The following is a 14,183-nucleotide window of genomic DNA, read 5'->3' as shown; positions in this document are numbered from 1 at the left end:
GGGCCACATAGAGTTCGGTTATCGATTGTTCAACCCGCTCGGAGTACCCCATGAGAACAGACCCCACCCTGGTCATGATCCCTTGCTTCGCAGGAGCTCCGTGGCAGCTCAACCAGTTGACCTGCTTGCAGGGTCGCCCGATGCGTACACTTCGTTTGCCGGACGACGTGTGCGAGCTGGAAACGTTGGCTGACTTCATCGCTGACCAGGTGAAGGACCTCGATAGCTATGTGTTGGTTGGCGATTCGTATGGCGCGGTCTGCTCGATCGCGGTTGCGACGCGGCAGCCGAAGGGCCTGAAAGGCCTCGTGCTCTCTGGTGGTTTTGCCAGGAGCCCGATCGCTTCGCCCTTGCTCAAGACGCTGGCGGCGCTTGCACCGTTCTTCCCCGGGCCCTTTTATCGACAGCTAACTCTTTCGTTCCACGCAGCGCAGTTGGCTTCGTCGTTTGACGCGGAGGGAGAGATACCCTGGTCAACCAGAAAGAGCCGCGACTTCTTCATCAGGGAGACGTCGCATAAGGCCTACGTCAATCGCATCCGCTCGATCGAGAAGACGGACTATACGGCCTTGCTGAAGAGGATCGACGTCCCCACGCTGATCCTGACTCCCGAGGAAGACAAGCTGATCGGCAAAGAAGCCGCGGGGGTCCTGCTGAACGGCATCAAGGGTTCGCAGGAAGTCGTCATGCCGCGCACCGGTCACATGTTCAGGTTTTCGCACCCTGGCGCCTACTCTCTCGAGATCAGAAAGTTTCTGGAGCGAGCGTCGCTATAAGGACTCGTGTTCGGAGAATTCGCGAAGTACACAAAAAACGTGCGCTTCAAGGGCTCCTGACGGCGGCGCGCGACGAGCCGGAAAGCCACGACCGTCACTGGATGGACGGATCGAAAGTTCGATCCGCGGTCTTTCAGGCACGCGCTTTGCGCCCCGCAAGTTTCGCGCGCAAGCCGCGCCAATTGCGCCTAAGCTGAGGTGACGTCACGTTTTTTGCGCACGCGGCGCCTTGACGACCGGCAGCTCGATGCCTCATCCGTCACGCCTCGAATCCCCACACGCAAGCCCATGAGCGAAACCACTCCACGCCTTTTCATCGTCTCGCCCCATTTCGACGACGCCGTCTTCAGTTGCGGCGCCTTGCTCGCCGCCCATCCCGATGCCGCTGTCTGCACCGTGTTCGCCGCGCCGCCCGAACACGACATGCACACGGAGTGGGACGAAAAAGCGGGCTTCGCGAACGCCCATGAAGCGGTCCGCGAACGCACGATCGAAGACAACCGTGCGCTCGAAGTGCTCGACGCGATCCCGCTGCGCATGCCGTTTCGCGACAGCCAGTACGCCGACTCGCCGTCGATCAGCCAGATGGCCGCGGCGCTGGAGGAAACGATTTACCGCACGACCGTGAACACGCTGCTGATGCCGCTTGGCCTGCATCACGACGATCACGCGCGGGTATTCGAAGCGTGCTGCGAGATCCTGCCGCGGCTCACGCATCTGGACTGGTTCGGTTACGAAGAAGCGATTCACCGGCTCACGCCGGGCGCGGTGCAGGCGCGGCTCGCCGATCTCGTGCAGCGCGGCATCGTCGCGACGCCGGCAACGCCGAGCGCGGGCCACACGATCGACATGCAGCGCCGCGCGCATCTGAAACGCGAAGCGGTCAACGCGTACGCGAGCCAGTTGCGGGCGTTCGGCGCCGGCAACTACGACGACGTGTTCGCGACCGAGCGCTACTGGCAGCTCAGCGTCGGCCGCAAACGCGCGAAGAAATAGCAAAAAGGAGCGAGCAGGAAGCGCGGCGAGCGCCTACGCTTGAAGACAGATAGCCGACGCGGCGGCACACATCGGCGGTATCAAGCCGCTTGCGCCGGACCCGCGCATTTCAACCGCAAGGGTGACGCAATGAGCGACGACATGCACACCAGCCCGATTCCCGACCCGAACGCCGATCCGAACCGCGACCCGGAAGCCGACCCGCTCGTGCCGCCGTCGCCGGGGCATCATGTCGAGGAGCCGCAGCGGCCTGACGGGCCGCCGGACAAGGATCCGGTGTAAGGGAGCCGCGAGCGGCGCGGTCGCGGCGCGCCGCTCGGCGCAGCGTCAGCGCATCAAGTCGCTGAAGCCCTGCAGCAGGCGGTCGATATCGGCCGCGTGAATGTTGCCCATCGTCGAGATGCGGAACAGCTCCGCCGACAGCCCGCCCTGCCCCGCATAGATCACGAAGCCGCGCGCCTTCAGCGCGTCGTGCAGTTGCGGATACGCGATACCGTTGGGCAAGCGGTACGCGCGCAACACCACCGACGACTGCCCGGCCGGCAACACACTGTCGATGCCGCGCGCCGCCAGCCCGGCGCGCACCTGCTCGGCAAGCGCCGCATAGCGCGCGTGACGCGCGCGCCAGCCGCCTTCGTCGGCGAGCTCACGCAGCGCCTCGACCAGCGCGTAATACGCGTGCACCGACGGCGTAAACGGCGTGTTGCGCTGATCCTGCAAACGCGCGAGCCGCGCGAGATCGAGGTAGTAGGTGCGGCTCGCCGCGCGTGCGAGCGCCGCGCGCCGCACCAGCACGAACGACGCGCCCGGCACGCCATGCAGGCACTTGTTGGCGGTCGCGGCGAGCGCGTCGAGGCTCGCGTCCGCGAAATCGATCGTTTCGGCGCCGAAGCTGCTGACACCGTCCACCAGCAGACGCAGGCCGCGCTCGTGACACAAGGCGCCGAGCGCCGCGATGTCGTTCAGGCGGCCCGTGGTCGTTTCATGATGAATCACCGCGACGTGCGTGAACGACTTGTCGGCGTCGAGCCGTTCGGCGATCTTCGCCAGATCGGGCGCGTCCATCCAGTCGTGCTTCAGCGCTTCGTGCGCGATGCCGTATTGCGCGGCGATCTGCGCGATACGCTCGCCGTACACACCGTTTTCGACGACCAGCAGTTTGCCGTTGTGCGGCACCAGCGCGGCCGTCATGCTTTCGACGGCGGCCGTGCCGGAGCCGGTCATCAGTACTGCCTGCCATTCGTTCGGGTCGAGCCCGTACACGTCGACGAGACGCGTGCGCGCCTCTTCCTGGAGATCGAAAAACTCGCTCTCGCGATGGCACAGATCCGTCTGCAACAGGCTGTTGCGGACACGTTCGGTGAGCGTCACCGGGCCGGGGTTGAGCAGCAGCATGGGCGCTCCTGTTGGCGTTGGGTTCAGATCGCGCCGATGTGGCGCATCAGGCGCGTCTTCACATCGGGCGGCGTAATGGTCGGGCGCGGCAGGCCGTCGGGCGTGCCGCGGCGGATCGTCAGGCGCGCGAAGCGCGGCCCGTCGAGCGGCGGCGCCGCGAACAGCTCGTCGATGATCGCAGGATCGTCGCTCTCGAGCGCCGACGCGTAACCGCACGCGGCCGCCACGCCCGCGAACGACACCTGCGACGATACCGTCGCCTGACCGCCGGTCGAGTCGTGCGCGCCGTTATCGAGCAGCACGTGCGTGAGGTTCGACGGGCCGTACGCGCCGAGCGTCGCGAACACGCCCATGCGCATCAGTGCGGCGCCGTCGCCGTCGAGCGCGACCACGCGCAGATCGGGGCGCGCGAGCGCGAGGCCGAGCGCGAACGGCGTCACGCAGCCCATCGAGCCGACCATGTATAGCTGGTTCGCGCGATCGTCGATCGCATAGAGTTCGCGGCCGCAAAAGCCGGTCGACGCGAGCACCACCGTGGAGTCGAGCGGCGTATGCGCGATCACCTTTTGCAGCGCGTCGTGGCGCGTCGCGAGTTCGTTCGCGGCGCTGTCGCGAAACCGCGCGCGAGGCTCGACCGGCGTGCGCCGCCTGGGCGCGCCGCCGTCCCTCAGTTCATACGGCGCAACGCTGCCCTTCTGCATCACGAGCGCGTACGGGCGGCCGGTTGCGTCCATGTGCGCGATCGCGCGATCGAGCGCCGGACCGATCGCGTCGGCCTCGGTCGGGAACGTCTCCCACGGAATTTCCATCGTGTCGAGCATCGCCGGCGTGATCGGGCCCATCAGCGCGTGCTGCGGCTCGTCGGCGACGCCGGGCTGGCCGCGCCACGTGACGATCAGCAGTTGCGGCAGGCGGAAGGTCCACGTCAGCGACGTCAGCGGGCTTACCGCGTTGCCGAGCCCGGAGTTCTGCATCATCGTGATGCCGCGCCGGCCGTTTTTCGCGCCGAGCGTAACGCCGGCGATCAGCGCGACCGCGTCGCCCTCGTTGGCCGCCGACACGTAGTGCAGCGATTCGTCCTGCAGCACGTAGTTGATGAACGGCGTCAGATACGAGCACGGCACGCCCGCGTACCAGTCGAAACCGCGCTCGCGCGCCGCCTCGACGAACTGTGCTGCTTCGATCATTGCGCGCCTCCGTGTGCATCGTTCGTCGTCGCCCCGCCGCCGACGGCCGTCGCGAACGGCGCCTGCGCGTGCGCGAAGTCGCCCGCGAGGCGGAAATCGTCGAGATCGTTGACGCCGCGCCAGTGGCCGTGCACGTATTGCACCTCGATCGACTCGCCCGCTTCGATCAACGCGTTCAGCAGCGCGGGCATGTCGAGCGACGCGAAATCGTCGCGCGTGCGCAACTCGCGCATGACCGCCCGCAGGCGCTCGCGACCCGCGCCGCGCACGTTCAGCAGACCCACCCAGCGGCCATGCGGCACTGGGGCGACGCCCGCCGCCGACGACTGCTCCCGCCCGCTCGCGACATGCCGCAGCACGATCTTGTTGCCGAACAGACCGCGGTCGTCGGCGGCCGAGCACCACGCGAAATCGCGCACGCTCGCGTTCTCCGCATCGGTCAGCGACGAATCGACGACCACGCTGAACGCGGCCTCGCTTTCCACCAGATCGCGCAGGATGTAGCTGCGAAACAGCAGGTCGCCGTACGAAATGACCGTGTCGCCGGTCAGGTGGTCGAGTGCGCACGCGAGCGAGGCAAGCTCGCCGGTCTGCGCGTGCTGCTGGTTGACCACGAGGCGGATGCCCGCGGTATCGATCGCGTCGGCGCGATAGCCGCCGACCACGGTGATGTCGTTGACGCCCTGCTTCTTGAACGCGTCGACGAGCCAGCGCAGCAGCGGTTTGCCGGCGATCGGCAGCATCACCTTCGGACGGTCCCCGGTCACCGCTTCAAGGCCTTTGCCGCGGCTCGCGGCGAGCACGACAGCCGAGCCGGCCGCGCGGCCGCTCGACAGATAGCGGTCTTCGGCTTCCGAATATTCGTCGGCGTTCTGCAAACGGAAGATTTCGTTGACGGCCGCGATGCTGTCCTCGACGTTGACGAGCGTCTCGCTCGAATGGATTTCCTTCGCGACGGCCTGCATCGCCGAGGTCGCCGCGCGGATCAGATGGTTCGCCCAGATCACGGTGCTGATGCCCGCTTCGCGGAACACCTCGGTCGGCGTGCTGTAGTACTTGGTCGGCACGATCACGAGCGGCGCGCGCCCGGCCCATGCGCGCGAGAATTCGAGAATCTCGTCGGGGCGCGACAGCTTGCTGTGAATCAGGATCGCATCGGCACCAGCTTGGGCGTACGCTTGCGCGCGGCACAGCGCTTCGTCCATGCCCCAGCCCGCGATCAGCGCCTCGACGCGCGCGACGATCGAGAAATGCTCGTCGTTCTGCGAGTCCTTGCCCGCCTTGATCTTGCCGCAGAATTCGTCGATATCGGCAAGCGGCTGCGCCTCGCCGTTGATGAAGCTGTTGGTCTTCGGAAACTGCTTGTCCTCGATGCACACGCCGGCGATGCCGCGCTGTTCGAGCTTGCGCACGAGGCGGCGCACGTTGTTGAAGTTGCCGTAGCCGGTGTCGCCGTCGAGCAGGATCGGCAGATCGCTCGCGTCGGCCATGAATTCGAGCGTATCGACCACCTGCGTCCAGCTCGCCTCGTTGTTGTCGCGCACGCCGAACTGCGCGGAGATCGCGAGGCCCGAGCCCCAGATCGCCTTGAACCCAGCTTCGCGAACGATGCGCGCGGACAGGCCGTTATGCGCCTCCATCATGAATTCGAGTTCGCTGCTGACGAGCATCTGGCGCAGGCGCGCGCTGCGGGACTGGGAAACGAAAGCGGGATCGCGTGCATTCACTCTTCGGGACTCCTGGTGGCGGGCTTATTGGCGTTCTTCGATGCCGGGCTGGCAATCGGAAAACGGCGACTATAGCGGAATTTTTTATGACGAGTCTTTGAAGGTCTCAGCGGTCTTTCGTGGTTGCGCTTAAGTGGAAAAATGTGTTGTTTTTTGCATGTGTGATCATTTAACGGGATTTTTGGATTTGATTGGCGTTTTGTGGGATGTTGGTGCGAGCCTTCCTGGATTGGGCTCAGCAGGTTTTACGCAGACCAGCGCCGGCATTTTTTCATGTCGATTTTCTCGCGCATTCTTCAATCGCTGCGATTTACGATAATCGTCGGTTAATTCAGATTCGCGAATGATGCACAAAAGTCTTTTTCGAATTGCACGTATGAACGCCGCTTAAAACGATCAATAAATTCGCCTATTAATCGGACGAATAGCGATGTCGAACAGCGGGTTTTCCCTGTCTCGATCAATGCCATTTCGCGCCGTAAACACAGCGAGCGGCATCCGACCGCAATTCAATGGACCTTACTGGCCAAAACGCCCATTCCCATCGCTATGACTCTGAACCGAAAACTGGCGTCCATGATCGCCGTTCTGTGGGTCGGCCTGATCCTGATCGGCGCGTTCGGCGCGTGGCAGAACCGCGCATCGATGATCTCGGACCGACGCGAGCAATTGCGCTCGTTGATCGAAGAGGCAAACCACGTCGTCGGCCACTACTACTCGCTCGCCCAGCAGCATGCGCTGTCCGAGGACGACGCGAAAAAGCAGGCGCTCGCGACGCTCGGCGCGATGCGCTACGGCAAGGACGGCTATTTGTCGATCAACGACTCGCAGCCGGTCATGCTGATGCATCCGATCAAGCCCGAACTGATCGGCAAGAACCTCGCGCAGTTCACCGATCCGGCCGGCAATCATCTGTTCGTCGATATCGTCAACTCGGGCAATCACGACGGCGGCGGCTTCGTCGATTATTTGTGGGCCAAGCCCGGCAGCGAGCAGCCCGTCGCGAAGACCAGCTACTCGATGCACTTCGCGCCGTGGGACTGGTACCTCGTGACCGGCATGTACATGGACGACGTGCAAAGCGCGTTCTACCGCAGCCTGCTGCGCTGGCTCGCGATCACGGTCACGCTCGGTGCGCTCTCAACGGCCGTGATGCTGATCGTGCTGCGCAGCATCCGCCGCTCGCTCGGCGGCGAACTCGAAGTGGCCGTCGAGCACGCACGGTTGATGGCGCAAGGCAACCTCGCGACGCCGGTGCCGATCGAGCCGCACGACAGCGGCAGCCTGCTGCATGCGCTGCGCACGATGCAGGCGGGACTCGTCGACACGGTCTCGCGCGTGCGCCAGGGCATCGAGAACATCAACGTCGGCGCGAACGAAATCGCAGCGGGCAACACCGACCTGTCGCAGCGCACCGAGGAGCAGGCGGCGGCGCTCGTGCAAACCGCGTCGAGCATGGATCAGATGACGGTGAACGTGAAGCAGAACGCGGACAGCGCGACCCAGGCCGCGCAACTCGCGAGCGACGCAGCGAACGTCGCGACGCGCGGCAGCCGCGTGGTCGACGACGTGGTGCGCACGATGGGCGAGATCACCGCGAGCTCGCGGCAGATCGGCGACATCATCGGCGTGATCGACGGCATCGCGTTCCAAACCAATATCCTCGCGCTGAATGCCGCCGTCGAGGCGGCTCGCGCCGGCGAACAGGGCCGTGGCTTCGCGGTGGTCGCGGCCGAAGTGCGCAGCCTCGCGCAGCGCTCGGCGACGGCCGCCAAGGAGATCAAGGCGCTGATCGAAACCTCGACCGATACCGTCGAGACCGGCTCGTCACTGGTCGCCAACGCGGGCGCGACGATGGGCGAGATCGTGCAGTCGGTGCGGCGGGTCAACGAGATCCTCGAAGAAATCAGCCACGCGTCGCGCGAGCAGAGCGCGGGCATCGAACAGGTCAATCGCGCGGTCGGCGAGATGGATCAGGTCACGCAGCAGAATGCGGCACTGGTCGAACAGGCCGCGGCCGCCGCGCATTCGCTGAAGGACCAGGTCGGCGTGTTGCGCGACGCGATTGCGAGTTTCGCGTTGCCGGCTTGAGCTTGCCCCGCCGCGCCCGCAACGGGCGCGAAAAAAGAAGGCGCCCCACAGGCAGGGAGCGCCTATTCAACACGCCGCGTCGGAGTCGACGCATCAATCGAACGAATCAGCCGCGCGGATTTTGCAAGTTCGCGCGGCTTTTCGTTATCAAGCTTCGGCTCGGCTCGCCTTTGCTCCAGCTCGAACACGTCTCCTTTCACACTCCTCGCATTTAAATTACGTTTTATTTACAATCGGCCCGGCGACAGTCCTTGCCGCCAAGCCTCATGGCTTTGGCGGCCTCGTTCAATCGAAAGTACGTGAGGTCCGCTGCCCGCCGCCATGAACCGCCAGAAAAAACCACCGTCGCCCGATCCCTATGCCTTAGCCGCGAAGAACCCGCTGCTCGATGCGCGACTACCCGCGTGGCGCTCGAAGTTCGTCGTGCTGCTCGTGTCCGGCGCGTTCGCGACGCTCGCGCTCCGCGCGTTCTGGGTGCAGGTCGTGAATCAGGACTTCTACGTCGACCAAGGGCAGAAGCGCTATCAGCGCCTGCTCGAACTCGACGCGACGCGCGGCCGGATCGTCGATCGCAATGGTTCGATGCTCGCGGTCAGTCTCGCGACCTACGAAATCTGGGCCACGCCGAAGCTCGTCGACGAAAGCGCGTTCGCGCCGCTGGCAAAGCTGCTCGATCTGCCGCTCGCGGTACTGCGTCGGCGTCTGAACGGCGAGCGCAGCTTCGTGCTGCTCAAGCGCCAGGTCGATGCCGACACTGCCGGGCATCTGTCGCGCCTCGGGCTCGCCGGGATCACGCAGATCGCCGACACCAAACGCTTTTATCCCGAGGGCGAGTCGGCCGCGCACGTGGTCGGCTTCACCGACATCGAGGACAACGGCCAGGAAGGCGTCGAACTCGCCGCCAATGCGCAGTTGCAAGGCGTGCCCGGCCACCGCGAGGTGATCCGCGACCGGCTCGGCCGCGTGATCTCGGAGACGCGGCCGCTCGTGCCCGCGCGCAACGGCGCCACGATCCAGCTGACGATCGACCGGCGCATCCAGCAACTCGCGTACACACAGCTCAAAGCGGCGATCGCGCAGCACCGCGCCGAAGCGGGCAGCGTGGTCGTGCTCGATGCGCGCAACGGCGAGATCCTCGCGCTCTCCAACTACCCGAGCTTCGATCCGAACGACCGCACGCACCTGTCCGGCCGGCAGTTGCGCAACCGCGCGGTGATCGACACGTTCGAACCGGGTTCGACGATCAAGCCGCTGGTCGTCGCACTGTCGATCGACGAAGGCAAGGTGCGGCCGCAGAGCATCATCGATACCGCGCCCGGCTGGTATCGGATCGGCCCGGCCGTGATTCACGACACGTCGAATCATGGCGCGATGACGGTCGCCGAGGCGGTGCAGAAGTCGAGCAATATCGCGCTGGCAAAGCTCGCGCTGAATCTGCCGGCCGAGACGATCTGGACCAAGTATCGGCAATACGGGCTCGGTCTGAAGCCCGAGCTGCCCTTCCCTGGCGTGGCCGCCGGCAAGCTGCGGCCATATAAGCGCTGGCGCCCGATCGAACAGGCCACGATGGCGTATGGCTACGGGCTGTCGGTATCGCTGCTGCAAATCGCGCAGGTCTACACCGCCTATGCGGGCGACGGCGCGCTGAGGCGCGTGAGCCTGCTGCGCGAGCCGCTCGACGCGGAGGGCCCCGCGTCGTTCGCCGACCGCGGCGAATCGGTCACGACGCCCGGCACCGCGCGCGCGATTCGCAACATGCTCGAAATGGCCACGGGCGACGGCGGCACCGGACGCGCCGCGACCGTGGCGGGTTATCGCATCGGCGGCAAGACCGGCACCGCGCGCAAGCAGATCGGCGCGGGCTACGCGAAGAACCGCTACCGCGCGCTGTTCGTCGGCATGGCGCCGATGAGCGATCCGCGCCTGATCGTCGCCGTGATGATCGACGATCCGGCTGGCAAGGCGTTCTATGGCGGCACGGTCGCTGGACCGGTGTTCAGCGGCGTGATGGGCGGCGCGTTGCAGCTGCTCGGGGTGCCGCCGGATGCGGCAGGAGTGTGACGCGTAGTTAGTGTTAGTTGCGATCGATCAGCCCTGCTCATCGAGCGCATCGACCTGCGCCTCGATACGATTGCGGCCGTTGCGCTTGGCCTGATACATCGCGCGATCGGCCTCGTCCATCAACGCCTGACCGAGCGACATCGCCTCGGCCGGGCTGCCGGCGACCACGCGCCCGGCCACGCCGATCGACACGGTCAATGCAATGAGCTCGCCGTGCTCGTCGCGCACGTCGAGATTCTCGACCGCACGCCGCACGCGTTCCGCGACGGTCAACGCGTCGCTGCGATCGCCTTGCAGCAGCGCGGCGAACTCCTCGCCGCCATAGCGCGCGACGGTGTCGCCAAGCCGTACCTGCTGTCGCACGCAGGCGGCCACCGCCGCGAGCGCGCGGTCGCCGGTCTGATGGCCGTGGCTATCGTTGATGCGCTTGAAACGGTCGATATCGATGAAAAGACACGCGACCGGCACGCGATAACGGGCCGCGCGCATCAACTCCTCGCGCAGCCGTTCGTCGAAATAGCGGCGATTCGCGAGGCCGGTCAGCGAGTCGGTCATGCCGAGCTGCTTGAGCCGCTCGCGATGCGCGACGTTGTCGAGACTCGCGGTGACGATGCTCGCGAAGCGCTCGAGAATGTCGGTGGCCATGCCCGCGCCGAAGCGCGCGGGGTCGTCGCTGCCGAGGCATAGATAGCCGCTGACGCTCGTGCCTGCGGCGAGCGGCAGCAGGATCGCGCTGGCCGGCACGTGAGCTGGCGCGGCACCGAAGAACGCGCGACGCGTGTCGTCGTCGAGTTCGACAGGGCGGCCGAGCCACGGCCGATCGCCTTCGCACAAGGATTGCGCGACGAGACCGCCCTCGCGCGACGTCTTCAGCTGCGCATGATCGAGCGCGCGCAGGTTGCCCGGCTCGAGCAGTTCGAGCAGCATTGGCGCGCGCTCGTCGAGCCACAGCACCACGCTCGCGAGCGAGAACTCCCGCGGCAGATGGCTGAACAACGTATCGAGAAACGATCCGAAATCCTGCGCGCCGATCAACCGCAACTCGACGTTCTGGAAGCGGCGCAACGTGCGCTCGTTGTGCTGCACGGTGTCGACGAGCGAGCGAAGGCGCTCGGAAAGCGGCGTTTGGGCGAGATTCGTCACGGTATCAGTAGGGCGGCCCTGAAGGCGAAGCGGGGTCGACGCCCCAACTCTACTGATAACGGCCGATCCGCCGGGGTCTTGAGGGCAGGCTCGCGACGTGTCGGCCGGCCTGCGGGCGTTCGTGCCCACTGTTGTCAGCTCTGGCTTGCATTCACTTGCATTCGCTTACACGCAGTGAGATCCGTTTGCGTAATGATTGCGGTTCTTAAGTTTCGCTTAATTGTTCCCTGCAAGTATGTGGCACATCCCCTGTTGAGCCGCCAGAACATCGGCGGCGCTTTTTCTTGAGGGGTGCCAGAAGCGCGACCGAAAACGGTTACGCGCACAAGAAGGAGGTAAATCATGGTTGAAGAGATGGTAGTCGAACACCTGCGTGCGATGCCCGGCCATCAATGGACTCGCCAGATTCATTCCTGCAAGGTCTCCGATCCGCTGCAACCGCCCTGGGGCCGTTCATACCGGCTCGTCGAATGGACGATGAAGCACGCGCCCGAACCGAGCCGTCGCGTCGTTCCCGCCGAAAGTACTCCGCTCGAAATCGCCCAGGCCGTGGTCTCTCACGTGCCGGGTCGGCGCTTCTGCCAGCAGGCTGATTAAGCGCTCCCGCTGACGTTCAATGACGCGCCGCGATCGCGTCGCAGTGGTCCAACGCGTCCTCCAGCCTGTCATTGCCCCAGAACATCTCCCCGCCGACAAAAAACGTCGGCGCACCGAAAATCCCCTTATTGATGGCCCGTTCGGTCTGCTCGCGCAAGCGGAGCTTGTTCGCGTCGCTTTGCGCGGCGTCGATCACGCTCTGCGCCGGTAAGCCAAGCGAGTCGAGCGCGTGACTGACGACATCGATTGAACCGATGTCGCGGTCGTCGACGAAATTCAACTGCATGATCTTGCGGCACCAGGCACCGATCCACGGCTCGTTCGCACCCAGCAGCGCAACACGCATCGCGAGAAGCGCCGCGCGCGGAAAACTGCTGGGGCGCGTGAGCGCAATGCCGTATTTGCGGCATTGACGCTCCATGTCTTTCCACACGTACGCGCCTTTTTCTTTCTGCAGTACGAAGGGCGAGTTGTCGAAACCGAGCTGGCGAAATACCGGACCGAGCAGAAACGGCCGCCAGACGATCGTCACGTTGCGCGCGGCCGCCAACGCTTCGATCCGCATCATGCTCAGATAGCTGTAGTTGCTGCCGAAGTCGAACCAGAACTCGATCGCGCGCGCCGTCGAAGTTGCGTCTTCATTCATCGCTGTCTCCTGAATCGCGCGTGCCATGGCATCGTGGCCTTGCAATGCTTAACCGTCGCGTCGTTGGGTGGCTGATCCTGCAGGCGTCGTCCTGAACTCGCGCTTCCGGACTCAGCGTGTTTGCACTGCCACGCGCAGGCCGAGCGAAATGAACAGCACACCGATGAGCTTGTTCCGCCAGCGCGTCAACCACGTCAAACGCTTCACGAGTTTGCCCAGCGGCCGCATCGTCAGGACGATCAGCGTCGTGTAAAGCGCGCTCATGGCAACGAAAATCAGCCCGAGTGTCGCGAACTGCAGAAACGTCGAGCCATGTTCGGGGCGCACGAATTGCGGCAGAAACGCAAGGAAAAACAGCGCGGTCTTCGGGTTCAGCACTTCGGCGGGAATCGCCTGCAAGAACGCCTTCGAACCCGACACCGGCGCGACGACCGGCAGGTGCGCACTCGCCTGCTTTTCGCGCAACGCGCGAATGCCCAGATAGACGAGATACGCGGCACCGACGAATTTCACCGCATTGAAGGCCAGCGCGGACGTCATCAGCAGCGCGGAGAGGCCAACCGCGGCGCCCAGCGTATGCACGAAATCACCAGTTGCGATACCGAGACCGGTCAGAATGCCGGCTTTACGTCCGCCGTGCATGGTGCGCGTCAAAACTAGCAGCACGGCCGGGCCTGGAATCAGAAAGAGCCCGAGCACGACGGCAACGAACGTCCCCAACGTGGATAGGTCAAGCATGTCGTCTCCTTGCGACGCGCGGGGTCGAAATGACGGGCGCGCGTTCAGCGGACCATTGTAGACGAACCCGCGAAGCGGCCCTTGCGCCTCGCTGGCACCGACGATCCGTTACCATGACGGACATCGCGCCGCCTACCGCGTGCTTCATTTCATCCACCGACGTTTCCGCCTTGCCCACCTATACCCTGCCCGCGCCGCTGAGCGCGGAACTCGAGATTCGCAAGAGCCGCTTCATCGCGCATGCGATCCCGGTCGCCGATCGCGATGCCGCGATGGCCGAATTGCAGCGTCTGCGCGACGAACATCCTGCCGCGACGCATGTGTGCTGGGCGCTGCTGGCGGGCGGCCAGTCCGGCATGTCCGACGACGGCGAACCGTCCGGTACCGCCGGTCGGCCGATTCTCGAAGTACTGCGGCATCACGATCTGGATGGCGTGCTTGCGGCGGTCGTGCGCTATTACGGCGGTGTGAAGCTCGGCGCGGGCGGTCTGGTGCGCGCGTACACCGATGCGATCGCGTCCGCGCTGCTCGACGCGCCGCGCGTCGAGAGGATCGCCCAGGTGTTGCTGGGCGTCGAAGTGAGTTATGCCGACGAAGCCAAAGTCCGTCGATGGATGGACGCCGAAGGCTATGCGCTCGTGGACAGCGCCTACGGCATGCTGGTGAAGATGACGATGCGCGTGCCCGCCAACGCACTCGACGACGCCAAGGCAACGCTGATCGATATCACGCAAGGAAAGGCGGGCTTTTTCTGAACGGCTCAGGTCCGGGCCTGACGCGGGCAATTCCGAAAACATCTCGAAAGCGCTTCGGGCGTGGCCTCGAC

At 64.9% G+C, this 14,183-nt stretch carries 13 protein-coding genes; 7 read left to right on the top strand and 6 right to left on the bottom strand.

Features of this window, described 5'->3' with window-relative positions; translation table 11 throughout:
- The first annotated feature begins 50 nt into the window (after positions 1–50).
- From OKW30_RS27325 to OKW30_RS27315, 3 genes are all read left to right on the top strand, one after another.
- Entirely contained in the window at positions 51–776 is a 726-nt protein-coding gene (locus OKW30_RS27325) for an alpha/beta fold hydrolase (RefSeq protein WP_429292403.1), read from the top strand.
- A 288-nt stretch (positions 777–1,064) separates the two neighbouring features.
- The gene (locus OKW30_RS27320; protein ID WP_429348140.1) at positions 1,065–1,772 is read left to right on the top strand and encodes a PIG-L deacetylase family protein; all 708 of its coding nucleotides are present in this window, start codon (positions 1,065–1,067) and stop codon (positions 1,770–1,772) included.
- Positions 1,773–1,901: 129 nt separating this feature from the next.
- Complete coding sequence (locus tag OKW30_RS27315; protein WP_184072533.1) at positions 1,902–2,054, top strand: hypothetical protein; 153 nt, start codon at positions 1,902–1,904, stop codon at positions 2,052–2,054.
- Between the two features lie 45 nt (positions 2,055–2,099).
- On the opposite strand, the gene OKW30_RS27310 is transcribed toward OKW30_RS27315, so the two are convergent.
- From OKW30_RS27310 to aepX, 3 genes are read right to left on the bottom strand one after another with little or no spacing between them, the layout of a single operon-like run.
- Positions 2,100–3,167, bottom strand: a complete 1,068-nt coding sequence (locus OKW30_RS27310; RefSeq protein WP_429348139.1) for a 2-aminoethylphosphonate aminotransferase — start codon at positions 3,165–3,167, stop codon at positions 2,100–2,102.
- A gap of 23 nt (positions 3,168–3,190) precedes the next feature.
- A complete protein-coding gene (gene aepY / locus OKW30_RS27305; RefSeq protein ID WP_429348138.1) occupies positions 3,191–4,354 on the bottom strand; it encodes a phosphonopyruvate decarboxylase in 1,164 nt (387 codons plus the stop codon).
- On the bottom strand, positions 4,351–6,081 hold the full coding sequence (gene aepX, locus OKW30_RS27300) for a phosphoenolpyruvate mutase (protein ID WP_429348137.1): 1,731 nt from the start codon (positions 6,079–6,081) through the stop codon (positions 4,351–4,353). The genes aepY and aepX overlap by 4 nt, the downstream gene beginning before the upstream one ends.
- Positions 6,082–6,630: 549 nt before the next feature.
- On the opposite strand from aepX, the gene OKW30_RS27295 reads away from it, so the two are divergent.
- Both OKW30_RS27295 and OKW30_RS27290 read left to right on the top strand, forming a co-directional pair.
- Positions 6,631–8,172 (top strand): methyl-accepting chemotaxis protein, encoded by a 1,542-nt coding sequence (locus OKW30_RS27295; RefSeq protein WP_429348136.1) that lies wholly within the window; start codon positions 6,631–6,633, stop codon positions 8,170–8,172.
- 321 nt (positions 8,173–8,493) lie between these two features.
- On the top strand, positions 8,494–10,233 hold the full coding sequence (locus OKW30_RS27290) for a peptidoglycan D,D-transpeptidase FtsI family protein (protein ID WP_429348135.1): 1,740 nt from the start codon (positions 8,494–8,496) through the stop codon (positions 10,231–10,233).
- Between the two features lie 27 nt (positions 10,234–10,260).
- Here OKW30_RS27290 and OKW30_RS27285 read toward each other — a convergent pair whose 3' ends face one another.
- Positions 10,261–11,376 (bottom strand): diguanylate cyclase, encoded by a 1,116-nt coding sequence (locus tag OKW30_RS27285; RefSeq protein ID WP_429348134.1) that lies wholly within the window; start codon positions 11,374–11,376, stop codon positions 10,261–10,263.
- Between the two features lie 342 nt (positions 11,377–11,718).
- On the opposite strand from OKW30_RS27285, the gene OKW30_RS27280 reads away from it, so the two are divergent.
- On the top strand, positions 11,719–11,973 hold the full coding sequence (locus OKW30_RS27280; RefSeq protein WP_184072548.1) for a DUF2866 domain-containing protein: 255 nt from the start codon (positions 11,719–11,721) through the stop codon (positions 11,971–11,973).
- A gap of 16 nt (positions 11,974–11,989) precedes the next feature.
- Here the strand turns inward: OKW30_RS27280 and OKW30_RS27275 are convergent, their stop codons facing one another.
- Both OKW30_RS27275 and OKW30_RS27270 read right to left on the bottom strand, forming a co-directional pair.
- A complete protein-coding gene (locus OKW30_RS27275; protein WP_184037244.1) occupies positions 11,990–12,619 on the bottom strand; it encodes a 2-hydroxychromene-2-carboxylate isomerase in 630 nt (209 codons plus the stop codon).
- 111 nt (positions 12,620–12,730) lie between these two features.
- The gene (locus tag OKW30_RS27270; protein WP_429348133.1) at positions 12,731–13,357 is read right to left on the bottom strand and encodes a LysE family translocator; all 627 of its coding nucleotides are present in this window, start codon (positions 13,355–13,357) and stop codon (positions 12,731–12,733) included.
- A gap of 113 nt (positions 13,358–13,470) precedes the next feature.
- Here OKW30_RS27270 and OKW30_RS27265 point away from each other — a divergent pair, with 113 nt between their 5' ends.
- Positions 13,471–14,112 carry an IMPACT family protein gene (locus OKW30_RS27265; RefSeq protein WP_184072552.1) on the top strand — a complete coding sequence of 214 codons (642 nt, stop codon included), beginning with the start codon at positions 13,471–13,473 and terminating at the stop codon, positions 14,110–14,112.
- Positions 14,113–14,183 lie beyond the last annotated feature (71 nt).

Source organism: Paraburkholderia sp. Clong3 (genome assembly GCF_050436485.1).
In the GTDB taxonomy this organism is placed as follows: Bacteria; Pseudomonadota; Gammaproteobacteria; order Burkholderiales; family Burkholderiaceae; genus Paraburkholderia; species Paraburkholderia tuberum.
The sequence above is the reverse complement of the archived record's forward strand: the minus strand, read 5'-3'. Positions and strand labels throughout refer to the sequence as shown.